Genomic DNA, 25,710 nt, shown 5'->3' with positions numbered 1-25,710 from the left:
GATCAGGCGGCGTGCACGTCGCGCAGGCCCACGGCGTTACGCAGTCCGGTGCAGTTCACACAGCCGACGCAGCCGATACAGTCCTCGCAGTTGACACATCCAACGCACGCTTTGCATTTCGTGCACGCGATGCAGGCAAGGCATGCCAGGCAACCTCGGCAGACGATGCACAGGACGGCCAGGACGCAGCCCGCGATCGCGGCGCTACCGGCGGTCGCGATCGATCCCGCGACGGCGGCGCTTCCCGAGGTCGCGATCGACCGTGCGACGGCCGCGCTGCCGGCTGTGGCGACCGACCCCACCACGACGGCGCTGCCCGCGGTGGCGACGGATCCCGCCACCACCGCGCTGCCGTTCGTGGCTATCGAGCCCGCCACCACCGCGCTGTCCGTCGTGGAGATGGAACCCGCGACGGCGTAGCTGTTCTCAGTCCTGGACGACCGGACGACGGCACGGGCCTCCGGCGACTCTGCAGGCTCGACCGTCATCTCGCGAGGCTACTTCCTGCGTCATCTGCTCTTCGCGCAAGCGCTCATCGCCGGAACAGCTTGTTGCCCAACCACACCACCGGGTCGTACTTGCGGTCGGCGGCCCGTTCCTTCATCGGGATCAGCGCGTTGTCGGTGATCTTGATGTGCTCGGGGCAGACCTCGGTGCAGCACTTGGTGATGTTGCAGAAGCCCAGGCCGTTCTCTTCCTGCGCCTGCTCGGCGCGGTGGCCGTGGGTGTCCAGCGGGTGCATGTCCAGTTCGGCCTGACGCATCAGGTAGCGAGGGCCGGAGAATGCCAGCTTGTTCTCCTCGTGGTCACGGTTGACGTGGCACACGTTCTGGCACAGGAAGCACTCGATGCACTTGCGGAACTCCTGTGACCGGTTCACATCCTCCTGCGCCATCCGGTACTCGCCCGGCTGCAGATCCTTGGGGGGCGTGAACGACGGGATCTCCCTGGCCTTCTCGTAGTTGAAGGACACGTCGGTGACCAGATCGCGCATCACCGGGAAGGTCCGCAGCGGGGTGACGGTGACGACCTCGTCCTCACCGAACGTCGACATCCGCGTCATGCACATCAGTCGGGGACGGCCGTTGATCTCCGCCGAGCAGGATCCGCACTTGCCCGCCTTGCAGTTCCACCTGACCGCGAGGTCAGGGGTCTGTGTGGCCTGCAGGCGATGGATGATGTCGAGCACCACCTCGCCCTCGTTCACCTCGACGGTGAAATCCTTCAGCTCGCCGCCGGCCTCGTCGCCGCGCCAGACCCGAAGCTTGGCGTTGTATGCAGGCATGATCAGCCCTTCTGTTCGGGGTGCTCGAGCAACTCTTCTGCGGTGTAGTACTTCTCCAGCTCGGACAGTTCGAACGTCGCGAGCAGGTCCGGCCGCATCGGCGGCTGGGGCTCCGCCGCCACCGAGACTTCGGGGATCACCGGATCGCCCGGCTCGTCACCGGCACCGTCCACCGTCCGGCACACCAACAGCTTGTTGCGCCAGTGCGAATCCATCTTCGGATGGTCGTCGCGGGTATGCCCGCCTCGGCTCTCGGTGCGCTGCAGCGCGGCCTTGGCCACGCACTCGCTGACGAGGAGCATGTTGCGCAAGTCGATGGCCAGGTGCCAGCCCGGGTTGAAGATGCGGCCGCCCTCGACAGCGACGTTGGCGTAGCGCTTCTTCAGCTCGTCGATCTTGACGAGGGCCTCTTCGAGCTCGTTCTCCTTGCGGATGATGCCCGCAAGGTCGTTCATCGACTCCTGCAGCTCGGCGTGCAGGGTGTACGGGTTCTCGGGGTTGTCCTTGGCTTCGAACGGCGACAGCGCCAACGCCTCCGCGCGCTCGAGCGCCGCTTCCGAGACAGAGGGTCGATCACCAAGTGCCCGAACGTAATCCGATGCTCCCAGGCCTGCCCGGCGACCGAACACCAGCAGATCGGACAGCGAGTTGCCGCCCAGCCGGTTGGAACCGTGCATACCGCCGGAGCACTCGCCTGCGGCGAACAGACCCGGCGTGGCGGCCTGGCCGCTGTCTGGATCGACCTCGATGCCTCCCATCACGTAGTGACAGGTCGGGCCGACCTCCATCTCGTCCTTGGTGATGTCCACCTCGGCGAGCTCGATGAACTGGTGGTACATCGAGGGCAGCCTGCGCTTGATCTCCTCGGCGGGCATGCGCGACGCGATGTCCAGATACACACCGCCGTGCGGGGTTCCGCGGCCTGCCTTGACCTCTTCGTTGATGGCGCGGGCCACCTCGTCGCGGGGCAGCAGGTCAGGGGTGCGGCGCGCGGAGTCGTTGTCCTTGAGCCACTGGTCGGCTTCTTGCTCGGACTCGGCGTACTGACCCTTGAACACGTCGGGGATGTAGTCGAACATGAAGCGCTTGCCCTCGGAGTTCTTCAGAACCCCGCCGTCGCCGCGCACGCCTTCGGTGACGAGAATGCCCTTCACCGACAGCGGCCAGACCATGCCCGTGGGATGGAACTGGATGAACTCCATGTTGATCAGGCCCGAACCGGCACGCAGCGCCAGGGCGTGTCCGTCGCCGGTGTACTCCCACGAGTTCGACGACACCTTGAACGACTTACCGATGCCGCCGGTGGCCAGCACGATCGCGGGTGCCTCGAACAGCACGAACTTCCCGGTCTCGCGGTAGTAGCCGAAAGCCCCGGCGACCCGGTCACCGTCTTTGATGATCTCGGTGATCGAGCACTCGTGGAACACCCGGATGCGGGCGTCGTAGTCGCCGAGTTCTTTCTTGTCTTCCTGCTGCAGCGAGACGATCTTCTGCTGCAGCGTGCGGATGATCTCCAGGCCGGTGCGGTCACCGACGTGTGCCAGGCGCGGGTAGGTGTGGCCGCCGAAGTTGCGCTGGCTGATCCGGCCGTCCTTGGTGCGGTCGAACAGCGCGCCGTAGGTTTCGAGTTCCCACACGCGGTCGGGGGCTTCCTGGGCGTGCAGCTCGGCCATGCGCCAGTTATTGAGGAACTTGCCGCCGCGCATGGTGTCACCGAAGTGCACCTGCCACGAGTCCTTGGTGTTGACGTTGCGCATCGCAGCGGCGCAACCGCCTTCGGCCATCACGGTATGGGCCTTGCCGAACAGCGATTTCGTCACCACGGCCACGCGCAGACCGCGCTCCCTGGCCTCGATCACCGCTCGCAGTCCCGCGCCTCCGGCACCGATCACGACGACGTCGTACTCGTGCCGTTCTAGTTCACTCATTGATCCTCACTTGTCCGTCTGATCGATTCGCTGGGAGACAATCACCTTGTCAGCCAATGAATCTCAGATCAGAGATGGTTCCGCTGGCGACCAGCATGATGTAGAAGTCGGTGAACATCAGGGTGCCCAGCGTGATCCAGGCGTACTGCTTGTGCCGGACGTTGAGCTTGCTGATCTGGGTCCACATCCAGTAGCGGACAGGGTGTTTCGAGAAGTGCTTCAGGCGCCCGCCGGCGACGTGCCTGCAGGAGTGGCACGAGATGGTGTACGTCCACAGCAGGACGACGTTGACGAGCAGGATCACGTTGCCCAGTCCGAAACCGAAGCCGGACGGCGAGTGGAACGCGATGATCGCGTCGTAGGTGTTGATCACCGAGATGATGCCGGCGATGTAGAAGAAGTACCGGTGCGTGTTCTGGATGATCAGCGGGAATTTCGTCTCACCGCTGTACTTCTTATGCGGTTCGGCCACCGCACAGGCGGTGGGGGACTGCCACACCGTGCGGTAGTAGGCGCCGCGGTAGTAGTAGCACGTCAGCCGGAACAGCAGCAGGAACGGCAGTGACAGTGCGGCGTAGGGCAGCCACCACACGTCGGGCAGGAACTGGCCGAAGTGCGAGGCCTCGGGAATGCACCCGGTGCTGACGCACGGCGAGTAGAACGGCGTCAGGTAGTGGTAGTCGGCGACGTAGTAGTGGTCCTGCTGGAAGGCGCGCACCGTCGCGTAGATGATGAACGCGGCGAACCCCAGGTCGGTGAGGATGGGGGACTTCAGCCAGTTGTCTGTCCGAAGCGTGCGCTGCGAGATCTGGGCACGGCCAGGGGAGAAGACGCCGGTCGCTTTGCGGTCGGCGGTGGGTGCGCTCACAGTTACCTTTCGATGCAGTTGTGTCCCCCGAGGGGTGCCGCCTCCCCCGTGTCAGGAGAGCCGGCACACGATCTCAGCGTGTGCCGCCGAGACCCTCGTCGTCGACACCGCGCCAGAAATCGGTGTCGTACTGGGTGTCCGGGATCGGAATCCGCTCGGCGACGTGATGGTGCCGGCTGACGCCCCGCGCGAGTTCCAGCTCCTCGGCATCGATGTCGAGACGATCGATATCGTTGAGGATGCGTTCAGCGTCGTTGACGATGCGCCGGGTGGCAGGGCTGTCCCCGTATCGCGACGCCAGCGACGTGACGCATCGCCTGAGGCTTCCGATCAGTTCGTGAAGCTGGGCGAGTTCGGTGGTGCTGGTGCTGGACAAGCGACCTCCTTGGGCTGAAGGGTGTCATGGATCACAGTACGCAATTGATGCTAGCGAAATCACCGATGACAGCGTGAGACAGATCACTTTGACGAGCGGAGATGACGGAACACATGGCCATGGATGAGTCTCTGAAGTCCCGTGCCGATGCGCTGCTGGCGCTGCACCGGCCCGGCGATCCCGTGGTGCTGCCGACGGTGTGGGACGCGTGGTCGGCCAACCTGGCGGTGGGCGCCGGGTTCAGCGCGCTGACCGTGGGCAGCCATCCGATGGCCGACTCGGTCGGCAAGTCCGACAACGAAGGCATGACCTTCGACGACGTGTTGACCCGCGTCGCGCAGATCACCGCCGCAGTGGACGTTCCGGTGTCGGTCGACATCGAATCGGGATACGCCGAGTCGCCGAACCGGCTGATCGAAGGTTTGCTGTCAGTGGGCGCCGTCGGCCTCAACATCGAGGACACGGTGCACAGTGAGGGCGGCAGACTGCGGTCGTCCGGCGAGCACGCCGAACTGGTCGGCGGGCTGCGCGCCGCGGCTGACGCAGCAGGCGTGCGGGTGGTGGTCAACGCCAGGACCGACCTGTTCCTGCGGCAGGACGGCGACGATGCCGACCGGGTGGATCGGGCGATCGCCCGACTGAAGGAAGCTGCCGACGCCGGAGCCGACGTGCTCTACCCGGTCGGAATCCATCCGCCCGAGGTCATGAAGCGTCTGACGTCCGAGCTGCCGTTGCCCGTCAACGCGATCGCGCGCCCCGATCAATCGGATCCGGCGTCGTACGGACCGCTCGGGGTGGCGCGCATCAGTTTCGGACCGTTCTGGCAGGCGGCGCTGACCGAGCGGTCGAAGGAGATTCTCGACCGCTGGAAGTAGCGGTTCAGCGGTGGACGTCGATGACGGTGATGGTCACGTCTGCGTCCTGACCCGTCGTCTCCGCGACGACGGTCTCGGCGAGTGCGCGGACCCGTTCGGCCGCTCGGGCCAGGTCGCTGCCGTAACGTCCACTGACCTCGATACGGACCGCCCGCAGGTTCTCGCCTTCGATCTCGACCTCGACGTCGCTGAGCTTGAGGTCCGGATCGGCGGCCAACTGCTGCGCGACCAAAGTCCGCACGACGAGGTCGCTGACGCGGATGCGGCCCGGGACGGACCCGGGCGCCGGGTCGACGACGGCGATCGGCCAGCCTCCGCGAGGGGTTCGCCGGACGGCTTCGATGACGGACTGTTCGATCGCCGACCACCCCGGTTCCGGCACTGCCCGCAGGACGCGGGACGCACGCGCCAGTACGTCGTAGTCGCCTATCGCCATCGCTGCAGCCTTTGCTGGAGGGTGTCCTGGCGCGACGGTGGTGTCCGCGCGCCGTCCGGGCTGATTCTCAGGATGTCGCCAATCTTGACGAACGTCAATTCCTCCACCACGCGAAGCGGCGACACGGCGCGCGGCCGAAGCGGCAGCCGTTACCCCGAGGTCTCGACGACCAGCACCTCGGTCTCGGCGCGCCGCTGCACGATGCGCGGCACGGAGCCGACGAGACGCCCCACCACGGAGTTCAGCCCGACGCTGCCCACGACGAGCAGATCCGCACCGAGTTCGGCGGCGAGGTCGACCAGCGCGTCGGCGGGAGTGCCCTCCAGCGCGCGGACGTCGACGTCGCGGGCGCCGGCGTTCTTCGCTCGGTCGGCGGCGTCGGTGAGTAGATCGGCCACCGGGGTGTCACGCGGGTGGCGCGGCTGATCGGGGTCCGGTCCGGCGGAGTCGCGCCGCTGCGGGGTGTAGGCGGAGGCGATCACCAGCTTGGCGTCCGACTCCGCAGCCAGGGACGCGGCCTTGTCGACGGCGCGTAGAGAGGTGTCCGACCCGTCGGTTCCGACAACGATCAGGCGGTAGTTGGGCATGGGCGCTCCTTGCTCGACTTTGAGTGAACACTTGTTCTTACTTTACAGTAAGATGTGGGTGAGTGAGGTCACATCGCTCGCACATTCGGTTTCCCGCGTCGGCTCCGACCAACAGTCATGACAACAGCGAAAGGAGTAGAGATGAGCAACACCCAGAGCGCTGCTTCGCCGGCCACGTCGGTGGTCGCGACCCAGCCTGGCCCACTCACCACGACGCACGGGAAGACCAGCATCGCCGACACCGTGGTGTCGAAGATCGCCGGCCTGGCCGCACGGGAGGTTTCCGGCGTGCATGCCCTGGGCGGCAGCGCGAGTCGGGCAGTCGGCGCCTTGCGGGAGCGTATTCCCGGCGCCACGGTCAACCACGCACAAGGTGTTTCGGTCGAGGTCGGCGAGAAGCAGGCAGCGGTCGATATCGACATCGTCGCCGAATACGGCGTCTCCATCGCAGACCTGGCCACGGGCATCCGCCGCAACGTGATCGCGGCTATCGAGCGCATGACGGGGCTGGAGGTCGTCGAGGTCGACATCACGGTGCACGACGTGTACATCGGTGACGACGAACCCGATCAACCGGCAGACGGTCGGCTCGCCAGGGTCGAGTAGTGGGCCGCGACGAAGCCGCCGAACAGCCCGAACCCGCCGACAGGATCGACGCCATCGTGCGGGCCTTGCCGGGAGTGGCCGATCTGCACTCCGGGATGTTCGGTGAGATCGCAACTCATCTCGCGGGCCGAAGGGTGGTCGGCATCCGTGTCGGTGAGAGTGCTATCGACGTGCACATCACCGCGTGGGCCGACACCCCGGTGCGGGAGACCGCCGCCGCGGTGCGAGCGGCCGTGGCCGCCGAATTCCCCGGCGCCGCAGTGGATGTGACCGTGGAAGCGGTCGCAATGACGTCACCGTCCGGCGCGGACTGACCATGTCGGACGCTGCTGGTCGTCGCGCGCGCCGCCAGGCAATCCGCCGGCATCATCCTGATGCCGGCGGATCTGCCGAGGCGTTGATGTCGGCGCTGCAGGCCACAAGCCCGGCGCCCAAGCAGCGCCCCACCATCATGGTGACCAGGCGGACCAGGTTCTCGCGCGCGCTGTCGCGCCTCACCCGCCGACTGCGGCGTCGCCGCTTTGCGACGCTGCACCACAACACTTTTCGAACACATAGTGACACTGGAGGAAACTCATGACCACCGCAACCGCCGGTCTGCTGGCCGGACTGCTTCTCGGGGTGGCCGCGGCTGCGGGCGGCTTCACCGGATTTCTGCTCGCGCTGGTTCTCGGCGCCATCGGCTACGTCATCGGGGGACACCGTGACGGCGAATTCGACGCGATGAGCATTCTGCGGGGCCGGGGCCGTGGCTGACCAGGTCGGCGACGACGACCCGGGCGCCCGGGGGAGCTTGACGATCCGCGACAAGGCCGTCGAGGCGGTCGCCTGCGCGACGGCACTGGAAGTGGACGGCATCGTCAGAGCCAGCCACGGCATCGGAAAGCTGGCTCTTCGTGAGCTGCCGCGGGTCGACGTCGTCGTCGCAGGCGACCATGTACGAGCCAGTCTGGAGGTCGCGGTGGTGTGGGGGCGGCCGCTGCCGGAAACCACGGCCGAAGTGCGCCGCCGGGTCGGTCGCGGACTGTCCGAGCTGAGCGGCCTTGTCGTCGACGGAGTGGATGTCCATGTCCGGTCCGTCGTCGCACCTGACCCGGGCGAACGACGGAAAGTACTGCAATGACACAGGTTAGGGAAGGTGCACAACCGCTGGCCCCCGCGGGTGCCAGCTACCTCGCCGCCGCTTCGGCGATGGTCCTGATAGTGCTCGGTGGGCTCGGCGTGCGCGAGGCGCTCGTGGCCGCCGGGTGGATCGGCGGAGCGTCGTGGATCGCCGACGCGGTCAGTGCGGCCGACGGTTCGGCCCCGATGCCGTGGACACCCTTCGCCGGCATCGCAGCCGGGGTCGTCGGGATCATCCTCGTGGGGGTGGCAGTCAAACCGCGGCGGCGCCGAGCCGTACGCGCGACCGCACAGACAGCCGTCTATGTCGATGTGACCGATGTCGCCAGGATCGCCAGCGCATCGGCGGAGGCCGTACCCGGTGTCATCTCGGCCCGCTCCACCGCTTCCCGGCGGGCGCTCACCGTTCGATGTGAGGTGTCGGGAACCGCGGAGGCCGAACTGAAGAACGCGGTGAACCGGGCCGTGACAACCGAACTCGCAGCACTGGAGCATGCGCCCCGCATCCGGGTGCGCTTGGCGGGGAGGAAGTGACCATGACGCGTGCAACTGTGCTTCTGGACCGCATCGCGGTCTTCCTCATCGGCCTCCTGCTGCTCGCCGCGGGTGCCGCGGCAGTGCTGTGGTGGCAGGGCCGCCTCGCAGGCGGCAGGCCGGTGCAGCTGGCCGCGGCCCTGCGGGATGTCGATGCATCGTGGTGGCCGTGGGCCTGCGGAGGTGTCGGCGCAGTGCTCGTCGTCGTCGGGTTGTGGTGGCTTTCGGGGCACCGGCGTGCGCCGCGCGTGCGCGATGTGCGCCTTGCCGATGACACGAACACCGACGGCACGCTGAGTGCCGACGCGGCGGCGGTGGCGTCGGCTGCGGCCGATGTCCTGGCGCAGCATCCAGCGGTGCTCAAGGCGAGCGCCCGTGCCAGCGTCGAGAACGGCGCTCCGACCATCACATTGACTGCGACGGTCGCGGCACGTCGCTCGCTGGAGCTCGCGGTGCTCGCAGCGGACGACACCGCCGCGACCGTCGCCCAGATGCTCGGCGAGCGGGTCGCCGTGCGCACGCGAGTCCGGGTCACCGCACGCAACCGCCGGGGTCCGGTCGCCTAGCAGGGCAGTGGCACTAGCCCAACTGAACTTGATTGCCGCCGTTGCGCTTTGCGACATACATCGCGGTGTCGGCAGTCGCGATCAGCTCATCGATCAGCACGTCGGAGTTGCGGGTGCGCAGATGGTCCAGTGCGATGCTGCAGGTCCCGACGCTGGCCGTGACGTTCTGCGGCAACTCCGCGATCGCGCGGCACAGTTGTCCGGCGACAGATTCGGCGCCGCCTCGCGGTCCGGCGACGGCGACGATGAATTCTTCCCCGCCGGCCCGGCAGAGCGTGGCACCGTGCGGGCTGCGCTGACGCAGCAGCTCCGCGACGGCCTGCAGTGCACGGTCGCCTGCTGCGTGGCCGTGGGTGTCGTTGACGAGTTTGAAGTAGTCGAGATCGACCATCACCAGCCCCAGATGCGTTGCAGAAGGCGGTGCTTCGGTGAGCTGGTGGGCGATCGCGTCCGCGAACCCGCGGCGGTTGAGCAGTCCCGTCAGTGGATCCGAGCCGGATTGCTCGGCGTACGCGCCCATGGCCTTGGTGATGCCGCGGATGGCCAGTGGAACCGTGACGTTCGGGAACCAGGCGAGCCAGAAGGCAGCCACAGCGGTGGCGATGTCGGTGTCGGAGCCCAGCCGCCACGTCGCTGAGGTCGTGATGGTTATCGCCACGGCGAAGTTGAACACCAGCAGCCGCGTGTTGTGGAAGAACGCGATGTAACCGCCGGTCACAGCGGTGGCCGTGCACGCCAGTACTGCGACCGACGTGCTGGGCTGGGCCATGCTCCAGATGGCGACGAACAGCGTGCCAACCGTGACCGCGATCTCCGACTGTCTGCGGGTGGGCCAACGCGTCAGCCAGAACGCGGTCATGCCCAGGGTGAACAGCACACCCAGCACGCCCAGGGCGAGTCGCGCCTCGACCGACCAACCGAGCCCGGCCACGAAGCTGAGCGTGACCAGCGAGGCCGACCCTGAAACGGTGGCCATCACGAACTGGGTGGAGCGAAGAAAGCCGCGCTGGCGCAGGAACTGGGTGACCCACTCGAAGTGGTCGGGTTCGTCCCACCAGCGCTGAACCCTCGACGTCAAGCGAGTACCCCCCGGACCATCGCTAGTCAGCTAATTCATACTCAGGCGACTATACAGATCAGGCCGATATTCGCGGAGGAACAGCAATTTAGATTTAGTCTAGAAGAACTGTCCGGTGACGAAACCGGCCAGCAGTACGGCGAAACCGCCGATCTCGCCGACGATGAGTGAGGCCATCGCCAGTCTGACCGTGGTGTCGACGTTCTCGAACTGGTTGGTCGTGTCCCGACGGATGCCGTGCGCGACGTAGGTTGCGATCGCGAGGACGAAGAACGCCACGACGACGGCCGCGGCGGTGAGATTCGCCCACGTCGGCCAGGCGCTGAGCTCGACGAAGACCGCCAGCAGCATGGTCGCGAATGCATACAGCAGCGCGGCGCGATGGGCGATGTCGACGTAGGGGTGTGCCACGTGGTCCGGACTGGTTGCCATCTGGCGGTACTTCCAGATTCCGAGCACGAGCGACCACAGGAAGATGAGGCCCGACGCCAGCACGGTCACGACCGTGTCGATCCCCAGTGATGGGCTCATGGTGGGAGCACTGTATCCAGAACAGCGGTGGGAACCGGAGGCTCCCACCGCTGCTGGCTCTCAGCGGGTTACTTGCTCTCGACGGCGATGCGCTGGGCTTCGGCGCCCTTGTGGGCACCGGCCACCCGTACGGTCAGCACCCCCGCCTCGTATCCCGCGGTCACGGCGTCGCCGGTGACGTGCGCGGGCAGCGTGAACGAGCGGCGGAAGGAGCCGTACCGCACCTCGCTGATCGTGCGGCCAGCGGTCTCGTCGGAGCGCTCGTCGCGGCGCTCACCTCGGATCACGAGGCGGCCCCTGTCGACCTCGACCGTGACGTCCTTCTCGACGTCGACGCCGGGCAGGTCGACCCGCACCACCGCGTCGTCGCCATCCCTGGTGACCTCCACGGCCGGGTTGATGCCCTTGGCCCAGTCGCCCGCGGTGGCGGGGCCGAAGAATTCGCGGATAAAGCGGTCGGTGTCAAATGCCGGCCGCGTCCAGAGCGCCACATTGCTCATCGTGTTCATCTCCTGTGTCGTGGCCGGCTCCGTGCCGGCTCGATATCCATAACATGAGTCGGGTACGCGCAAGTTCCAACTGGGCGTTCGCTGGCAGCGAACCGTCTCACAGCGTGAATTCCGCCATCGTGAGAACACCGTGATGGCCCCTTCACACGAGGCGACATCAAGGCAATATGGGCTCCCTAGCGTGAGGCTCATGGCGTCACACAAGCACGTCGTGGTCGTCGGCCACGGCATGGTCGGTCACCGGTTCGTCGAGGCTCTGCGGTCCCGCGACACCGAGAATGGCTGGCGGATCACGATTCTGGCTGAGGAACTCGATGCGGCGTATGACCGTGTCGGGCTCACCGGCTATACCGAGCACTGGGACCGCGCGCTGCTGGCGCTACCCGGCAACGACTATGCGGGTGACGAGCTGGTCGAGGTGCGGCTCGGGCACCGCGTGGTGGGGCTCGACCCCGCCGCGAAGTCGGTGACGACCGAGGACGGCCACCGGCTCGACTACGACGCGCTGGTGCTGGCGACGGGCTCGTCTGCATTCGTGCCGCCCGTGCCCGGGCGCGACCTGCCGGGATGCCACGTCTACCGGACCCTCGACGACCTCGATGCGATCCGCGCCGCCGCGCAGCGGGCCTGCGAGAGCAGCAGTGCGCCTGCCGGTGTGGTGATCGGTGGCGGCCTGCTCGGCCTCGAGGCCGCCAATGCGCTGCGGGGCTTCGGCCTCAACGCCCATGTCGTCGAGCGGTCTCCGCGACTGATGGCCCAGCAGCTCGACGAAGCCGGCGGCACCCTGCTCGGCAGGATGATCGGCGAGCTGGGCATCACCGTGCACACCGGCGTCGGCACCGAGTCCATCAAACCGGCCCAGCGCAACCGGCCGCTCAAGCGCTCCGCTGTGGATGAATCGCTGCGGGTGACGCTCAGCGACGAGACGTTCATCGACTGCGGGGTCGTCGTGTTCGCCGCCGGTGTCCGCCCCCGCGACGAGGTGGCGCGGGAGGCGGGCCTCGAGATCGCCGAGCGCGGCGGCGTGCTGACCGATCTATCCTGTGTGACAAGCGATCCCGATATCTATGCCATCGGCGAGGTGGCCGCCATCGTGGGACGCTGCTATGGACTGGTCGGCCCGGGCTACACCAGTGCCGAGGTGGTCGCAGACCGCCTGCTCGGAGGTCACGCCGAATTCCCCGAAGCCGACATGTCGACCAAGCTGAAGCTGCTGGGTGTCGACGTCGCCAGCTTCGGTGACGCGATGGGCACGACCCCGGACTGCCTCGAGGTGGTCGTCAACGACGCTGTCAACCAGACATACGCGAAACTGGTGCTCTCCGACGACGCAAAGACCCTGCTGGGCGGCATCCTCGTCGGTGACGCGTCAGCCTACGGAATCCTACGACCGATGGTCGGTGAGCCGTTGCCGGGCGACCCGATGGCACTGATCGCACCCGCCGGATCCGGCCCGGGCTCAGCACAATTGGGTATCGGCGCGTTGCCCGCGGCCGCACAGATCTGCTCGTGCAACAACGTCACCAAAGGTGATCTCACCGACGCGATCGGCACCGGCTGCTGCGACGTCGCGCAGCTGAAACAGTGCACCAAGGCCGGCACGTCCTGCGGATCCTGCATCCCGCTGCTCAAGCAGCTGCTCGAAGCCGAGGGCGTGGAGCAGTCGAAGGCGTTGTGCGAGCACTTCTCTCATTCACGTGCCGAGCTGTTCGAGATCGTCAGCGCCACCGCCATCCGCACGTTCAGCGGGCTGATCGAGCGTTTCGGCACCGGGAGGGGTTGCGACATCTGCAAACCCGTCGTCGCGTCGATCCTCGCCTCGACGGGCTCGGACCACATCCTCGACGGCGAGCAGGCGTCGCTGCAGGATTCCAACGACCACTTCCTGGCCAACATCCAGCGCAACGGCAGCTACTCGGTGGTGCCCCGGGTGCCCGGTGGCGACATCACGCCCGAGCATCTGATCCTGATCGGCGAGATCGCCCGAGATTTCGGGCTGTACACGAAGATCACCGGCGGTCAGCGCATCGACATGTTCGGGGCGCGGGTGGACCAACTGCCCGAGATTTGGCGCAGACTGGTCGAGGGCGGCATGGAATCCGGTCAGGCGTACGGCAAGTCGCTGCGCACGGTGAAGAGTTGTGTGGGCAGTGACTGGTGCCGCTATGGCCAGCAGGATTCGGTGCAGATGGCTATCAACCTCGAGCTGCGCTATCGCGGGCTGCGTTCTCCACACAAGATCAAGATGGGAGTTTCGGGGTGCGCGCGCGAATGCGCCGAGGCGCGCGGCAAGGACGTCGGTGTCATCGCGACCGAGAACGGCTGGAACCTCTATGTCGGCGGCAACGGGGGCATGACGCCACGGCACGCCGAACTGCTCGCCGGTGACCTCGACGACGAGACGCTGGTGCGCTACATCGACCGATTCCTGATGTTCTACATCCGCACCGCCGACCGGTTGCAGCGCACCGCGCCGTGGGTGGAGGATCGGGGACTGGAGCATCTGCGCGAGGTGATCTGCGACGACTCCCTCGGTTTGGCCGACGAATTCGAGGCGGCCATGGCTCGCCACGTCGACGGGTACGCCTGCGAGTGGAAAGGCGTGCTGGAAGACCCCGAGAAGCTGTCGCGCTTCGTCTCGTTCGTCAACGCCCCCGACGTTCCCGATCCGACGATCACGTTCACCGAGAACGGGGGCCGCAAGGTGCCCGCGCCGGTGCCGATCGGTATGCCGAAGGTAGGAAGGTAGCCCGCAGTGACACTGCTTGATGAGGCGCCGAGTGCGCCGACGGTGTGGACGACCGCGTGCCGGTATGACTTCCTGATCCCCAACCGCGGGGTCGGGGTGCTGCTACCCGACGGTGAACAGGCCGCGCTGTTCCGGCTCGACGACGGCACCCTGCATGCTGTCGGCAACATCGACCCGTTCTCCGGTGCGGCGGTGATCTCGCGAGGCATCGTCGGTGACCGCGCCGGCCGCCCGACGGTGCAGTCGCCGATCAAGAAGCAGGCGTTCGCGCTCGACGACGGCCGTTGCCTCGACAATCCCGACCACGCGCTGCCCGTCTACGCCACGCGGATCACCGCCGACGGCGAGGTCCAGGTCGGCTCCTGATCCGCCGAAACTGCATTCCACGCGGTCGTTTCGCGTGGAATGCCGCGTGGAATGCAGTTTCGGCGGGAAATATTGGTGACTTTTGGCCCCTGTGGACGGGTGCGGCGGTTTCTACCGTTGACGGCATGACCTACGTGATCGGTAGCGCGTGCGTGGACATCGTCGACAAGTCCTGTATGGCGGAGTGCCCTGCGGACTGCATCTACGAGGGCGACCGCGCGATGTACATCAACCCCAACGAGTGTGTGGACTGCGGCGCGTGCCGCATCGCCTGCCGGGTGGACGCGATCTACTACGAGACCGATCTGCCCGACGAGGAGCTGGCCTTCATGGCTGACAACGCCGAGTTCTTCAGCCTCACACTGCCGGGCCGCGACGAGCCGCTCGGCGATCCGGGTGGAGCATTGAAGGTCGGACGCGTGGGGGTGGACACCCCGCTGGTGGCCTCCCTGCCGGCATCAGAGAAGCGGCACCCCTAGCCTTTCGCCGACAGCGCGGCGACGACGGGCCGCCAAGGGGTCAGAGCCGCGCAGGCACGCTGGAATCGGGTGGCGATCAATCGCGTCACCCTGGGGTGCGTGCCGAGCGGGTCGGTGACCAGGTCGGCGCCGCTGTCGCGCAGCCGGTCCTGAAAAAGCCCGTCGGACAGCAGGTATGAGGCGACGACGACTCGGCGACCCTGCCGCCGAACCGCGGCCACCGCGTCGGCGATCCGAGGTTCGCCGGTGGCGGCGAACGCCAGCTCGACGCGCGATCCGATGGTCGCCGACAGCCATGTGGCAGTGGTGTGTAGATCGCGCATCGCTACCGGATCAGATGTGCCCGCCGCGGCGAGGATCACCGAATCGTCTGGGCACCAGTCACTTTCGATCAGACGCTCGACCAGGACGCGAACCAGCGCAGGGTCGGGGCCCAGGGCGCGGGTGACGGTGACATGGGGGTGCTCGCTCTGCTCGACGTGTGACGGGATGTCGCGGCTGACGTGATACCCACGCGACAGGAACGCGGGAACCAGGACCGTCGGGCGGTCGAGGTTTTCGCGCAGCAGTTCCGACGGGGTCGGGCCGAGGACGTCGACGAACGCGACGCGGACGGGTCGGTCCAGCGCCGAGGACACCTGCGCGGCGATGTCGCCGATCAGCGACACCCCGCTCTGTTTACGCGTGCCGTGTGCCACCAGGAGCAGGCTCATGACGCGAACGCCTCGTCGACCGGGAGCCGGTATCCGCGTTTGACAACCGTGGCGACCATCTTCTTGTCGCCCAGGGCAGTTCGCAGCCGCAGCACCGCCGTTTCGACGGCGTGGGTATCGGTGCCGCAGCCCGGCAGTGCCCGCAACAGGTCCGTTCGCGACACCACCGCGCCCGGCCGCAGAGCCAGTGCGCGCATCGTCGCCATCGCCGCGGGGGACAGCGCCTTCACCGCACCGTCGACGAGCACGCAGTTGCCGCGGATCTCCAGCAGGTGTCCGGCGACCCGGACGGTGCGGGCCTGCAGCAGCGGCAGCTCGTCGGTGATGTGACGGGCCAACGCCCCCAATCGCATTCGCTCAGGCGCCGACGTCGGCACACCGAGTCGAACCAGCGGTCGGGCGGTGACCGGCCCGACGCACATCGCGTGCACGCCGTTACGCAAGGCCGACAATACTTCCGCCTCGAGGCCCATCTCCGTGGCACGCATCAGCACCGATGCGACGGCCGGCGCCGAGGTGAAGCTGACGGCGTCGAACTTCTCTTCGGCGATGCCGGCGACCAGTGCGTCGAACTCGCCGTTGCGCGGTGCCGGATGCCAGCGGTAGACCCGGATCGGCACGACTTCGGCTCCTGCGGCGCGTAATTCGTCGAGAAACTCAGGGAAGGGGTCCCATTCTGCGGTGGCGCCGTGCAATTGCACCGCGATGCGAGTGCCCGCGATGCCGCCTTCGACGAGGTAGTGCAGCACCTCGCGGGAGGATTCCGATTCCGGCGACCACTCCTCCGGAAGCCCCGCCGCGCGCAGCGCTCCGGTGGCTTTCGGGCCTCGGGAGACGATGCGGGCCTTGCTCAGGGCGGCGGTCAGATCGGTGGCCATACCCCAGCCGTCGGCTGCGGCGATCCACCCGCGGAAGCCGATGCCCGTGGTGGCGACGACGATGTCCGGTGGTGTGTCGATCAGCGATTGCGTGCGCTCGCGCAGCTCGTCGTCGTCGGGCAGCGGCACCATCTCGATCGCTGCAGCGCTGGTGACCGTCGCGCCACGGCGACGCAGCAGCGCACTCAGTTCGTCAGCGCGCCGCGCGGAAGTGACCGCAACCCGGAATCCGGTGAGCGGCGCCCAGTCCGGCTCACTCATGCCCAATGTCTATGCATGTCGTGTTTCGGGGTGATTAAGCGATCGTTGCGCAGCGGTGTCACCCCCGCTCAAGGGATGAAATTCCGTTCACCGCGGACAGGCACCGGCTGTGAGGTCAGCTCACCACACGTCGCCGTTACGCCAATCGCAGGCGATCGGAGCCGTCGGGTCCAGCGTCAGCTGCGGAGGTAGCTCGCCCACCAGCACGAACACGCCACCGTCATCGTCGGGCGTGGGCGTCAACCCGACGGGTGCGAGCACCGACGTCGGCCCCTTCCACTGGATCCAGCCGCGGCTGGTGTAGAGCGGCTCGCCGAGCTCGCTGGCACCGAGAGCCCCGAGGTGGTAGCCGCCGCGGACCACCTGTTCGACCGCGTCCATCAGAACCCCGCCGAGGCCTTGTCCGCGGTGCTCCTGGGCGACGGCGACGGCCTCGACGTAGCCGCAGCGCAGTGCCACGTCCCCGTAGTAGAGCCTGCGTTGGACGACAGCCGCATGTCCGATCACCTCGCCGCGCTGACAGATCAGCGCGTGCATACCGCCGAGGGCGTGCTCCCAGTCGTCGTCGGCGAAGTCACCATCGAACGCATCGATGACCATCCGGCGGGCGTCCTCGCGGGTCTCGTCGTCGAGATCGGAGGTGTGGACGAGTCGTGCGCGCACACCTGTGTGTCTACCAGCGTTCGTGAGAAGTCGTTAGTCCTCGAACGGGCGTCTCGGCCGCGACCAGTGCAGCCTGACGGTCTGGCCTGGCCGGGCCTGTGCGATCTTGTCGACGTCGTCGTCGGTGACCACACCGATCACCGGGTAGCCGCCGGTCACCGGATGGTCGGGGCCGAGGATGACCGGGAACCCGTTGGGGGGAACCTGGATCGCGCCCCGGGTGGCGCCTTCGCTGGGCAACTGCCGGTCGGGCCAGCGGTACTCCAGCGGCATGCCGACCAGCCGCATGCCGACGCGATCACTGCGGTTGGTGACCTGCCAGTTGGTGCGGACCAGCACGTCGGGGTCGACGAACCAGTCGTCGCGCGGGCCGGGCACGACCTTGAGCTCGAGCGGCGCGTCGGCGATCGCCGCCACCGGTGCCTGATCCAGCTCGGGGAAATCGTCGGTGTGCATGCCGACGGGGAGCATGTCGCCGCGCTGCAGTGGTAGCGGCCCGATCGCCGACATCACGTCGTAACTGCGCGACCCGAGCACCGGCTCGACGTCGATGCCGCCCCGCACCGCCAGGTAGGAGCGCAATCCCGACCTCGGCGGTCCGAGCGAGATCACCTCGCCATCGTGGACATGATGAATGCTGTTGGTGCCGAACGGGACTCCGTTGACCGCCGGGTCGGCGTCGGCGCCGGTGACGGCAATCGCGACGCCCTCGCCGTTTCCGCCGTGAACGCGCGCGGTGAAGCCCCCGAGCGTGATCTCGACGGTGGCGCGGTCGTCGGGGTTGGCGACGAGGCGGTTGGCCAGCGAGTGGGCGCGGCGGTCGGCCGCCCCCGAGCGGGTCACGCCCATGTGGGACAGCCCGGCGCGGCCGAGATCTTCGACAAGGGCGAGCGGCCCGGTCTGCAGGACCTCCAGCCTCACCCCGCTCATGACCGCGCCTCCTCGGTTGCGGCGAACCGCACCCACATACCCGGCGTCAGCAGCGCCGGTGGGTCTCTGTCGACGTCCCACAACACCGCCGAAGTGCGGCCGATCAGTTGCCAGCCGCCGGGGGATTCACGCGGGTAGACGCCGCTGAACTCGCCGGCCAGGCCCACGGCGCCGACAGGCACCTTGGTTCGCGGTTCGGATCGGCGCGGGACGGCGAGGCGCTCGTCTCCCCCGATCAGGTACGCGAAACCCGGTGCGAAACCGCTGAATCCGACCCGCCACAACGTTCCGGTATGGGCGGCGACGACCTCGGCGGTGCTCAGCCCCGTCAGCCGGGCCACCTCGTCGAGGTCGTCCCCGTCGTAGACGACGTCGATGACGACGTCGGCTTCCGAGGGGGTTGCCGACTCGGCGACCTGTGCTTCGGACACCCGTACCGCACCGAGGCGCTGCCGGGTCGGCGCCTGGTAGCGGCTGCCCGCCAGCTTCACCAGGATCGTCCTGGCGGCAGGCACGATGTCCACCACGCCGAGCAGGTCGGCCGCTCGGACAGCCTCCGTCCATGCCAGTACCTCTGCGCTGGTGTCGAATTCGAGCAGCAGCGCCCGATCTCCGTAGTCCAGGATCCGCCGTACGCCCCCGGTGCGCACTGTGTCCAACTCATCCGCAGTCACGCTCATCTACCAAAGCTACCGCCGAGTAGGTTTGAAGTCTCCCCCTCGAACAAGCTCTGCGAGCCTTTTCAGAGCGCCCTTAGAAACGGCTCAGACGGTGACCGGTTGATAGGTCGGTTCGCGGCGCTTGATGAAGGCGATCACCCGGTAGGTGATCGGCAGCAGCGCGATCTCGACGACCGTCTTGTACAGCCACCCCTGAGCGGTGTAGACGACAAAGTCGCCGAACGACGTGATGCCGATGACGCCGGCCGCGATCGCGCAAAACACGACGGTGTCACCGAGTTGCCCGACGAAGGTCGACCCCACCAGGCGAGCCCACAGGTGCTTCTCCTTGGTGCGCTCCTTGATCAGCACCAGCGACCACGCGTTGAGCGTCTGCCCGACGATGAACCCGGCCAGCCCGGCGATGATCAACCCCGTGTAGGAGTGCGCGATGTTCTCGAAGTGCTCCTGGTTTTCGTAGAAGTCCGCGGCGGGAAGATAAATCGTCACCCACAGCGCAAGGGCGGCAAGGATGTTCATGGCGAAGCCGGTGTAGATGGCCCGCCTCGCGGCCTTGAACCCGTACACCTCGGAGAGCACGTCGCCGATCACGTAGGTCAGCGGGAACACGATGAAGCCGCCGTCGGTGATGATCGGCCCGAACTCGACGCCCTTGGTCGCCGTGAGGTTGGAGATGATCACCAGGGCGGTGAACACGGCGACGAGGACCGGATAGTAGGACGACCCCACGCGGGCAAAGGAGACGTTCTGGTCGACGGTCGGGTCAGTCACGGACCCATTAGACCTCAGTTCAGTGCTGCGGCCAGCATCGGCGGTAGCCGGTCGGCGACCACCGGATACGACAGCGTAGAGGCGTAGGCGATGGCGCCGGTGAGCTCCTTGCCGGTGAACACATGGCGCTGCGGGGCGCGCAGGGCTGCGATGGTCGGGTCGGAGAGAAGCGCGGCCTGTTCCGCATCGTTCTCGGTGGTCCAGATGAGGACGTCGGCCTCGTCCAAAACCTCCGCGATCCTGTCGCGGGGGATGAGCGCGTCATCGGTCTCGACGACCGTCAGCCCCATCTGCGTCAGGAACTCGTGACGCCAGGCCGGTCCGCTGATCTGCACGCTGTCTTCGAACAGCGTCCCAGCCAGCAGCAGCGCCTTCTTGCCGGAGAACTGGGGATTGGCATCCTTGACCCCGGTGAACTCGGCGTCGATGTCGGCAATGAGCTTCTGCATGTCGTCGTGGCGGAACACCGCCTGGCCGATGGAGCTCGCCTGATCGCGCCACGGCTCGAAGAACGCGGCCCGGCCGGTCTGGGCGATCGTCGGCGCGATGGCTGACAGCCGGTTGTACGTCTTCTCGTCAAGGCCGGCGTCGGTGGCGACGATGAGGTCGGGGGAGAGCGCGGTGATCTGGTCGATTTGGATGCCGTCGACCAGCGACAACACGGCGGGTTGCGCGCTGCCCAGCCGGGGTTGCGCCCACGGCCACACCCCGAACGGCTCGGCGCCGAACCAATCCGTCACCGCGATCGGAACGACGCCGAGCGCGAGCAGGTCGTCGGCGTCGGTCAGACCAGCGCTGACGACCTTCGTGGGCGGCGCGGGAATCCGCGTTTCACCGAATGCATGGGTGACGGTGACGGAGCCGTCGTCGGCCACCGCGCCGGGCTTGTCCTGACTACAGGCGGTCAGCAAGGCTGCGGTGCCTGCCGCGATCCCGAGGAAACGGCGGCGGGAAACCGAGCTGCTCACATCGGGAGACTGACTATGAGACGGGTGCGGGCACCGGTACCGGCGGCCAGATCGGCGGCGGGGCCGACGCGGGAACCGGGGGCGAGCCGGGCGCCGCCGGCGGCGGTGCGAGGGCGGGATCGCCGTAGGGCGTGGGCGGTACCCAGGTCGCGGGGTCCATCTGACCCGGGCCGACGGTCTGCATGAACTCCGGATTGTTCCGCATGTTCCACAGGTCGCGCAGGAAGTCGAATTGACCGGTGTTGCCGAAGTTCGCGTTCGGCACCGGCGGGATATAGGGGGCGCCGGCCGGCGGTGGAGCGGGGGGCGCGACGGGCCCGGACGGGGCAGCGCCGGGGGAGCCGGGAGCGGCGCCCTCGGCGATGGGGATGTACTGGAACACCGGGGTCTGAGGCTGCGCCGGTGCCGCGGCGGGCGGCGGCGGGGGCGGGTCGAACGGCACCGCCGGCTGCGCGCCGGCCTGCGTTGCGGCGGCCAGAGCGGCTCCACCGATGAGCGCATTTACTGCGGCGAGCTTGACGAGGTGCACGACAGTCACATCGACGAGGCTAGTGCCTTCCGTTACATCGCGACACTTATCGGGCAGAGGACCTCGGGGAGTGGTCAGCGCAGGATGAGCGAGATGGCCAGTCCGATCATCGTGAGGGCGATGACCGCGTCGAGGATGCGCCAGGTCCGCGGCGAGGCGAAGAGGTGGCCGAGGCGCTTGGCCCCGAAACCGAGGGCGGTGAACCACACGGCGCTCGCGGTGACCGCGCCGATGCCGAACAGCCATTTGCTGTCCTGATGTTCATTGGCGAGCGCGCCGAGCAGGATCACGGTGTCGAGGTAGACGTGCGGGTTGAGAAACGTCAGCGCCAGGCAGGTGGCGAGGACGGCCCCCAGCCGCGCGGGTGCGGCGTCGGCGGGGGTCAGGGTGCCGGGTTTGACGGCGCGACGGGCCGCCAGCAGTCCGTAGCCGATCAGAAATGCCGCGCCGGCGTACGTCGTGACGGTGACGATGTCGGGGTGCGCGGCGATGAGCGCGCCGAAGCCCGCGATGCCGGCGGCGATCAACAGCAGATCGGACACCGTGCAGACCGCGACAACGGGCAGCACGTGTTCACCGCGGATTCCCTGACGCAGGACGAAGGCGTTCTGGGCGCCGATGGCGGCGATGAGCGCCATCGTCGTGGCGAAGCCGCTGAGCACGACGACGTAGGCGGTGTTCACGCCAACGACGCTAGGGGTGTCCTTCGGATCAGTACAGCTAAAGATCCTATTGATGAATTAGCAATGCTTAAGCGACTGCGAAGTCGGCACGACACGAGTTCGGGATTGGCACAGGTGGGGCGGCGTGATGGCGGATGATCCGTCACGTCCTTCGATCACCGCCTGCCGCAGCACGAGCGGCCGGCGAGGCCGCCGCCGTGGCCCACATGCTCGACCACGCCGCGCACGCGGCGACTTACGCGGCAAAAGCGATTGGCCTCCACCTCGGCGACGCTGCCCGCGCCGCTGAGCGGCACCTGGCAGTGGGAACGCCTAGCTCCTGAACTTCGTGCCGTCGCAGCACCATTCGATCGACTCATTGTCGTCATGAGGTGGCGTCCGATCCCGAGGCACCACTTCCCCGACTGCTCGGCGGCCAGCGCGGGAGGGGCGGCTTCAGGGAGGCCCTGCGCTCGCGAGATCAGCAAGGAGCTTCTCCGCATTTCTGACAACGCTTTTCGATTTGTGTCCGCGTTGACGCTCCAGGACCGTTGTGACGCTCGCCGACGGCACGGAACCGTCCTTGACGAAATGGGTCAACGCCTTCATTGAATTCACCGCAACAATCCAATCGACGTCAGTGTCATCGAGCTGACGCTGCAGCCACGTGATCGCGTTGGACTTCTGCCTACTGGTGAGGTCCACCTGCGCCAATATTTGCGCCAAATGCCAGCGGATCGAGGCTTGTTCGCAGGATGCCAGCTCATCCTGCATTCTGTCGATGAAGGGCACAAGCCAATCTGGATGCTGTCTGCAGACCTTCTCGACAGCGTCGATAGCTCGCATCCGTATCCATGGGTTGTCGTGGAAGGCGCAGAGATACAGCTCTTCCAGGCGCGAGCGATCACCCAGCACAGCGTCGACAACTTCACCCGCCCTGCCCAGTGAATTCGACTTCCCGCCGACTGCAAGAACTTCCGCAAAATTCTCCTTCACGCCGGCCATCCTTTCGATACGAGCCCTTCGGCGGATTCGCCGCGGGGCTGGAGTCCAGCGGCTCTTTTCTCACACGCGGGCTACCGTGGCGTCTAAGAGCCCGAGGGCCCGTGTCCTGCCGGCCCAACCCTTGAATGATGTGACGTCAGTGTCAATTCCCTGCCTTGTGCCATTTGCTATCAGTAGCTGCGCCGTCACCTGCTCCGATAGTCCTCGAGCGTGTGCTCTGCTGCGTCGACGTACGCGGTGAACAATGCTGTGACATCGCGGAGTCGTGTTGCTGCAGCAGCATTTTCAGTCAGAGCTTCTGCGGCGCGGAGGGTTCGGATGAACGTGCGGGTGCGTTCGTGGCTAGCCGCGAGAAGTTGTTCGAACCCGCCTGCTGCTTCGATGAGCAGTCGTCTACTGCCGGCTTGTGGCAGAGTGCGGGCCAGCCCCCACGAGACCAGTTCTCGGGTGGCGGTGCTGACTGCTCCTGCGCTGAGATGGAGTCTGCTGCAAAGCTCTTCGGTGCTGGATGCATCTCCGCGCAGTAGCAGGTACCCGTAAACTCGTCCGGTGCTGCGAGGAAGGCGCCACGTCGCGAGCGTGTCGCCCATCGTGTTGATGAAGTGCTCCTGCTCGTTCGTGATCACGATGGCCGACCACTCCGGGGGAGGTTGCTGCACCAGTCCTCGAGGATGCGGATCAGGACGCGTGATGATTCCTCGGGTGCATCCCAGGTGACGAGATGCCCGGCGTGGGGAATCACATAGTCGGCGGCCCCGTCAGCCGCGGCCCAGCGGGACATAGCGTCACGGATGTTACCCGTGCGATCCTCGGCCCCGCGAATAAGCGCGAGCGGTAACGGGAACCGCCGCTGCGGGTCAGGGTCGATGAACGCCGTTGTTGCGCGCCATACCTCGATGAATCTGCGTTTTGACATTCGGGCAAAGACTCTCTCGGCACGCGCGACCGCCGCGGGGGTCACTGCTGATGCGCGGGCGAGAACGCCGGGCAGGCGTCGAGCTGGGATAAGGGACAAAGACGGCGCGGCTAGTCGCAGCATGAAACGCTCGAATTGGGTGAGAGCGCCGGTGTTCCAGGTTGAATCGATGATGATGGCGGCGCTGACACGTTCGGGATGATTGCGGGCGAAAGCCTGCGTGAGATTTCCACCGAGCGAATGTCCTACCAAGACAGCTCGGCTGACGTTGCACTCGTCGAGCAACGCCTCCAGGTCGGCCAGCGCGTCGGAACCCGTGAAAGGCATGCTGTCGTGGAGCGTCGAAGAGCCGTGCCCCCGTAAATCCCAGACGATGACGCGGAAGCCCCGCTGCACCAGGGTCGCAGTCTGGAACTCGAAGATCGAATGGTCGACGCCGGCGCCGTGGGTCAGTACCACCGGCACGCCCCCACCGCCGCTGTCGCCGAACGCGATCACCGCGCCACGGTTGGCCAGCCTTGCAGTAACTTTCACAATTTTTAGAAAATAGCAGACGTGACGAATTGGCGCGCCACCGATGAGGACGATGACCTACGACGGTGCCGTGACACCGCAAGAGTGGGGGGCTCAACGACCCGGTGAGCGGAGATTGAGTGCTCGAGCCGATCCAGCGGCGGGACTTCGACACCGCTGCGGACAACCTTGTAGCCGCGAGTCCAGTTCGTCACCGCAGACCGGGGAACACCGACTTCACGGGCCGCGGCCCGTAGGCTAAACCTCCTGGCGCACAACACCATGAACCGATGACGTTTGGCCGACAGTGGACGACGCCCAAGCTCTTCTTCACCCGCGCGACGATGCCAACACAACCTCAAGAATCTCGAGAAGTGTTGCGACCGTCTCTAGAAATTAACCCGGAGCAGGTGCTCAGGATTCGACCGCTGCCGACACGGCAAGCTCGCCAAACTAAACTGGCGTGGGTTCGAAAAGTCCGCCATCAAAATGAGAAAAATGCGCCCGCCACTTTGGTGAGAACGCCTTGCAGCGTGGCGACGCCGGACGGGCGGAGATCGAGTGACCGTCGAGGTCGCCACGCCATCTCCCGCCAGTTCACCACCGGTCCATCAGTCCGAACACCTGCAAGGCGTAGATCACGGCGACCGTGAGGAAGAGGACGAACAGGAGTCCAATCCCGACCATGCCCGCCATCGCTACCGGCGTGAAGCGCCGCACCGGCACGGGATCCTTGTTCGCGGACGCGGACAGCGAGCCTGAATCCGGTGGGGTGTCGCCGGGTTGCACGCTCCCGCCTTCGGACAGCCCGGTGGCTTCGCTGGGATCAGGGTCGGGGGGAAGCGCTGTCACGTCCTTACCGCCATGGGTAGCTCCTGCTCACTAGTTTGTGTACACAGTCCCACGCTCGGTAGTCCGGTAAACATCTAGCACCACAGCCCATGAGGTTCGTCAGAGTTAGGTCACCACTGGCGGGACGGCCCTGGATCGCTCATGTCGCAGAGACGCCCGGGATCCGGCCTCCCCTGAACGCCTCGACGAAGTGGCGGTGGTCGTCGCGCACCGTGGAGGCTTAAGGCAAAGCGAACTCGACAATGTCGGTGATGAATTCGTCCTCGTGGTCACCGATGACTGCCACGATCGCGACCTCTGTCCGGAAGTCGACGAGCGACTGATCGCTGTCGGTGTCGCTGACGCAGTGCACCTTGGCCACCGCCTGACCGAGCTGCTCGATCACCTCGCTGTAGTTCGTCCGGTTCGGTGAGTTCGCTCCAGTCAAGATCAACGTCTCCCGGTCGGATCCACTCGCCAGCTCTGCATGCCCAC

General features: G+C 66.6%; 36 protein-coding genes. 11 read left to right on the top strand and 25 right to left on the bottom strand.

Going from position 1 to position 25,710, the window contains the following annotated elements; genetic code table 11:
- Positions 1 to 2: 2 nt before the first annotated feature.
- The 5 genes from AWC12_RS31770 to AWC12_RS27835 all read right to left on the bottom strand — a co-directional run bounded on the left by AWC12_RS31770 (position 3) and on the right by AWC12_RS27835 (position 4,457).
- Positions 3 to 488: a hypothetical protein gene (locus tag AWC12_RS31770; RefSeq protein ID WP_085178149.1), complete on the bottom strand. Its 486-nt coding sequence runs from the start codon at positions 486 to 488 to the stop codon at positions 3 to 5.
- A gap of 44 nt (positions 489 to 532) precedes the next feature.
- Positions 533 to 1,285: a succinate dehydrogenase/fumarate reductase iron-sulfur subunit gene (locus tag AWC12_RS27850; protein ID WP_024446646.1), complete on the bottom strand. Its 753-nt coding sequence runs from the start codon at positions 1,283 to 1,285 to the stop codon at positions 533 to 535.
- A 2-nt stretch (positions 1,286 to 1,287) separates the two neighbouring features.
- Positions 1,288 to 3,213 carry a fumarate reductase/succinate dehydrogenase flavoprotein subunit gene (locus AWC12_RS27845; RefSeq protein WP_085178148.1) on the bottom strand — a complete coding sequence of 642 codons (1,926 nt, stop codon included), beginning with the start codon at positions 3,211 to 3,213 and terminating at the stop codon, positions 1,288 to 1,290.
- 49 nt (positions 3,214 to 3,262) lie between these two features.
- Positions 3,263 to 4,081: a succinate dehydrogenase subunit SdhC gene (locus AWC12_RS27840; RefSeq protein ID WP_024446648.1), complete on the bottom strand. Its 819-nt coding sequence runs from the start codon at positions 4,079 to 4,081 to the stop codon at positions 3,263 to 3,265.
- 73 nt (positions 4,082 to 4,154) lie between these two features.
- A complete protein-coding gene (locus tag AWC12_RS27835) occupies positions 4,155 to 4,457 on the bottom strand; it encodes an Rv0250c family protein (RefSeq protein WP_024446649.1) in 303 nt (100 codons plus the stop codon).
- A gap of 113 nt (positions 4,458 to 4,570) precedes the next feature.
- Between AWC12_RS27835 and AWC12_RS27830 the strand changes: the two genes are divergently transcribed.
- Positions 4,571 to 5,332 carry an isocitrate lyase/PEP mutase family protein gene (locus tag AWC12_RS27830; protein WP_024446650.1) on the top strand — a complete coding sequence of 254 codons (762 nt, stop codon included), beginning with the start codon at positions 4,571 to 4,573 and terminating at the stop codon, positions 5,330 to 5,332.
- 4 nt (positions 5,333 to 5,336) lie between these two features.
- On the opposite strand, the gene AWC12_RS27825 is transcribed toward AWC12_RS27830, so the two are convergent.
- Complete coding sequence (locus AWC12_RS27825) at positions 5,337 to 5,768, bottom strand: hypothetical protein (protein ID WP_085178147.1); 432 nt, start codon at positions 5,766 to 5,768, stop codon at positions 5,337 to 5,339.
- 149 nt (positions 5,769 to 5,917) lie between these two features.
- Positions 5,918 to 6,355, bottom strand: coding sequence for a universal stress protein (locus tag AWC12_RS27820; RefSeq protein WP_024446652.1), 438 nt, complete (start codon positions 6,353 to 6,355; stop codon positions 5,918 to 5,920).
- Positions 6,356 to 6,496: 141 nt separating this feature from the next.
- On the opposite strand from AWC12_RS27820, the gene AWC12_RS27815 reads away from it, so the two are divergent.
- From AWC12_RS27815 to AWC12_RS27785, 6 genes are all read left to right on the top strand, one after another.
- The gene (locus AWC12_RS27815) at positions 6,497 to 6,961 is read left to right on the top strand and encodes an Asp23/Gls24 family envelope stress response protein (RefSeq protein WP_085178146.1); all 465 of its coding nucleotides are present in this window, start codon (positions 6,497 to 6,499) and stop codon (positions 6,959 to 6,961) included.
- Complete coding sequence (locus tag AWC12_RS27810; RefSeq protein ID WP_085178145.1) at positions 6,961 to 7,275, top strand: hypothetical protein; 315 nt, start codon at positions 6,961 to 6,963, stop codon at positions 7,273 to 7,275. Before AWC12_RS27815 ends, AWC12_RS27810 begins: the two co-directional genes overlap by 1 nt.
- Positions 7,276 to 7,537: 262 nt before the next feature.
- Positions 7,538 to 7,717, top strand: a complete 180-nt coding sequence (locus AWC12_RS27800; protein ID WP_064284027.1) for a hypothetical protein — start codon at positions 7,538 to 7,540, stop codon at positions 7,715 to 7,717.
- On the top strand, positions 7,710 to 8,084 hold the full coding sequence (locus AWC12_RS27795) for an Asp23/Gls24 family envelope stress response protein (protein WP_085178143.1): 375 nt from the start codon (positions 7,710 to 7,712) through the stop codon (positions 8,082 to 8,084). Before AWC12_RS27800 ends, AWC12_RS27795 begins: the two co-directional genes overlap by 8 nt.
- Positions 8,081 to 8,617, top strand: a complete 537-nt coding sequence (locus tag AWC12_RS27790) for a DUF6286 domain-containing protein (protein ID WP_085178142.1) — start codon at positions 8,081 to 8,083, stop codon at positions 8,615 to 8,617. The genes AWC12_RS27795 and AWC12_RS27790 overlap by 4 nt, the downstream gene beginning before the upstream one ends.
- Before the next feature lie 2 nt (positions 8,618 to 8,619).
- Entirely contained in the window at positions 8,620 to 9,183 is a 564-nt protein-coding gene (locus tag AWC12_RS27785) for a hypothetical protein (protein WP_085178141.1), read from the top strand.
- 13 nt (positions 9,184 to 9,196) lie between these two features.
- Here the strand turns inward: AWC12_RS27785 and AWC12_RS27780 are convergent, their stop codons facing one another.
- The 3 genes from AWC12_RS27780 to AWC12_RS27770 form a co-directional block, all read right to left on the bottom strand.
- The gene (locus AWC12_RS27780) at positions 9,197 to 10,261 is read right to left on the bottom strand and encodes a GGDEF domain-containing protein (RefSeq protein WP_085178140.1); all 1,065 of its coding nucleotides are present in this window, start codon (positions 10,259 to 10,261) and stop codon (positions 9,197 to 9,199) included.
- A gap of 99 nt (positions 10,262 to 10,360) precedes the next feature.
- The gene (locus AWC12_RS27775) at positions 10,361 to 10,792 is read right to left on the bottom strand and encodes a hypothetical protein (protein WP_024446659.1); all 432 of its coding nucleotides are present in this window, start codon (positions 10,790 to 10,792) and stop codon (positions 10,361 to 10,363) included.
- A gap of 68 nt (positions 10,793 to 10,860) precedes the next feature.
- Complete coding sequence (locus tag AWC12_RS27770) at positions 10,861 to 11,292, bottom strand: Hsp20/alpha crystallin family protein (protein WP_024446660.1); 432 nt, start codon at positions 11,290 to 11,292, stop codon at positions 10,861 to 10,863.
- A 199-nt stretch (positions 11,293 to 11,491) separates the two neighbouring features.
- Between AWC12_RS27770 and nirB the strand changes: the two genes are divergently transcribed.
- The 3 genes from nirB to fdxA all read left to right on the top strand — a co-directional run bounded on the left by nirB (position 11,492) and on the right by fdxA (position 14,895).
- A complete protein-coding gene (gene nirB, locus AWC12_RS27765) occupies positions 11,492 to 14,050 on the top strand; it encodes a nitrite reductase large subunit NirB (RefSeq protein ID WP_085178139.1) in 2,559 nt (852 codons plus the stop codon).
- A gap of 6 nt (positions 14,051 to 14,056) precedes the next feature.
- Positions 14,057 to 14,416 carry a nitrite reductase small subunit NirD gene (nirD, locus tag AWC12_RS27760; protein ID WP_085178138.1) on the top strand — a complete coding sequence of 120 codons (360 nt, stop codon included), beginning with the start codon at positions 14,057 to 14,059 and terminating at the stop codon, positions 14,414 to 14,416.
- Positions 14,417 to 14,541: 125 nt separating this feature from the next.
- Positions 14,542 to 14,895 (top strand): ferredoxin, encoded by a 354-nt coding sequence (fdxA, locus tag AWC12_RS27755; RefSeq protein ID WP_024446663.1) that lies wholly within the window; start codon positions 14,542 to 14,544, stop codon positions 14,893 to 14,895.
- Here the strand turns inward: fdxA and AWC12_RS27750 are convergent.
- The 9 genes from AWC12_RS27750 to AWC12_RS27710 form a co-directional block, all read right to left on the bottom strand.
- Positions 14,892 to 15,608 carry a sirohydrochlorin chelatase gene (locus AWC12_RS27750; protein ID WP_085178137.1) on the bottom strand — a complete coding sequence of 239 codons (717 nt, stop codon included), beginning with the start codon at positions 15,606 to 15,608 and terminating at the stop codon, positions 14,892 to 14,894. The genes fdxA and AWC12_RS27750 overlap by 4 nt on opposite strands.
- A complete protein-coding gene (locus AWC12_RS27745) occupies positions 15,605 to 16,747 on the bottom strand; it encodes a uroporphyrinogen-III synthase (RefSeq protein ID WP_024446665.1) in 1,143 nt (380 codons plus the stop codon). Before AWC12_RS27745 ends, AWC12_RS27750 begins: the two co-directional genes overlap by 4 nt.
- 120 nt (positions 16,748 to 16,867) lie before the next feature.
- Positions 16,868 to 17,410: a GNAT family N-acetyltransferase gene (locus tag AWC12_RS27740; protein ID WP_024446666.1), complete on the bottom strand. Its 543-nt coding sequence runs from the start codon at positions 17,408 to 17,410 to the stop codon at positions 16,868 to 16,870.
- Between the two features lie 33 nt (positions 17,411 to 17,443).
- Positions 17,444 to 18,340, bottom strand: coding sequence for a 5-oxoprolinase/urea amidolyase family protein (locus tag AWC12_RS27735; protein WP_085178233.1), 897 nt, complete (start codon positions 18,338 to 18,340; stop codon positions 17,444 to 17,446).
- Positions 18,337 to 19,020: a 5-oxoprolinase subunit B family protein gene (locus AWC12_RS27730; RefSeq protein WP_024446668.1), complete on the bottom strand. Its 684-nt coding sequence runs from the start codon at positions 19,018 to 19,020 to the stop codon at positions 18,337 to 18,339. Before AWC12_RS27730 ends, AWC12_RS27735 begins: the two co-directional genes overlap by 4 nt.
- Before the next feature lie 84 nt (positions 19,021 to 19,104).
- The gene (locus AWC12_RS27725) at positions 19,105 to 19,791 is read right to left on the bottom strand and encodes a queuosine precursor transporter (protein ID WP_024446669.1); all 687 of its coding nucleotides are present in this window, start codon (positions 19,789 to 19,791) and stop codon (positions 19,105 to 19,107) included.
- A gap of 14 nt (positions 19,792 to 19,805) precedes the next feature.
- Positions 19,806 to 20,759: an ABC transporter substrate-binding protein gene (locus tag AWC12_RS27720; protein WP_085178136.1), complete on the bottom strand. Its 954-nt coding sequence runs from the start codon at positions 20,757 to 20,759 to the stop codon at positions 19,806 to 19,808.
- Positions 20,760 to 20,772: 13 nt separating this feature from the next.
- Entirely contained in the window at positions 20,773 to 21,297 is a 525-nt protein-coding gene (locus AWC12_RS27715; RefSeq protein ID WP_234814187.1) for a hypothetical protein, read from the bottom strand.
- A gap of 65 nt (positions 21,298 to 21,362) precedes the next feature.
- Positions 21,363 to 21,926, bottom strand: a complete 564-nt coding sequence (locus AWC12_RS27710; RefSeq protein WP_420087756.1) for a LysE/ArgO family amino acid transporter — start codon at positions 21,924 to 21,926, stop codon at positions 21,363 to 21,365.
- Between the two features lie 179 nt (positions 21,927 to 22,105).
- Between AWC12_RS27710 and AWC12_RS32000 the strand changes: the two genes are divergently transcribed.
- Positions 22,106 to 22,294 (top strand): putative immunity protein, encoded by a 189-nt coding sequence (locus AWC12_RS32000; protein WP_110808765.1) that lies wholly within the window; start codon positions 22,106 to 22,108, stop codon positions 22,292 to 22,294.
- Positions 22,295 to 22,406: 112 nt separating this feature from the next.
- On the opposite strand, the gene AWC12_RS27705 is transcribed toward AWC12_RS32000, so the two are convergent.
- The 6 genes from AWC12_RS27705 to AWC12_RS27680 form a co-directional block, all read right to left on the bottom strand.
- Positions 22,407 to 22,955, bottom strand: a complete 549-nt coding sequence (locus AWC12_RS27705) for a HEAT-like fold family protein (protein WP_024446673.1) — start codon at positions 22,953 to 22,955, stop codon at positions 22,407 to 22,409.
- A 185-nt stretch (positions 22,956 to 23,140) separates the two neighbouring features.
- Positions 23,141 to 23,614, bottom strand: a complete 474-nt coding sequence (locus tag AWC12_RS27700; RefSeq protein WP_234814186.1) for a GbsR/MarR family transcriptional regulator — start codon at positions 23,612 to 23,614, stop codon at positions 23,141 to 23,143.
- Positions 23,578 to 24,405: an alpha/beta fold hydrolase gene (locus tag AWC12_RS27695; protein WP_234814185.1), complete on the bottom strand. Its 828-nt coding sequence runs from the start codon at positions 24,403 to 24,405 to the stop codon at positions 23,578 to 23,580. The genes AWC12_RS27700 and AWC12_RS27695 overlap by 37 nt, the downstream gene beginning before the upstream one ends.
- Positions 24,406 to 24,410: 5 nt before the next feature.
- Entirely contained in the window at positions 24,411 to 24,740 is a 330-nt protein-coding gene (locus AWC12_RS31765) for a helix-turn-helix domain-containing protein (RefSeq protein WP_420087753.1), read from the bottom strand.
- Positions 24,741 to 24,981: 241 nt separating this feature from the next.
- Positions 24,982 to 25,236 carry a DUF6480 family protein gene (locus AWC12_RS27685; protein ID WP_085178134.1) on the bottom strand — a complete coding sequence of 85 codons (255 nt, stop codon included), beginning with the start codon at positions 25,234 to 25,236 and terminating at the stop codon, positions 24,982 to 24,984.
- A gap of 220 nt (positions 25,237 to 25,456) precedes the next feature.
- The gene (locus tag AWC12_RS27680) at positions 25,457 to 25,663 is read right to left on the bottom strand and encodes a hypothetical protein (protein ID WP_024446677.1); all 207 of its coding nucleotides are present in this window, start codon (positions 25,661 to 25,663) and stop codon (positions 25,457 to 25,459) included.
- Positions 25,664 to 25,710: the final 47 nt, after the last annotated feature.

Source organism: Mycolicibacterium iranicum, from assembly GCF_002101705.1.
GTDB lineage: Bacteria > Actinomycetota > Actinomycetes > Mycobacteriales > Mycobacteriaceae > Mycobacterium > Mycobacterium iranicum.
Note: the sequence above shows the minus strand (reverse complement) of the source record. Positions and strands in the feature narration are given on the sequence as shown.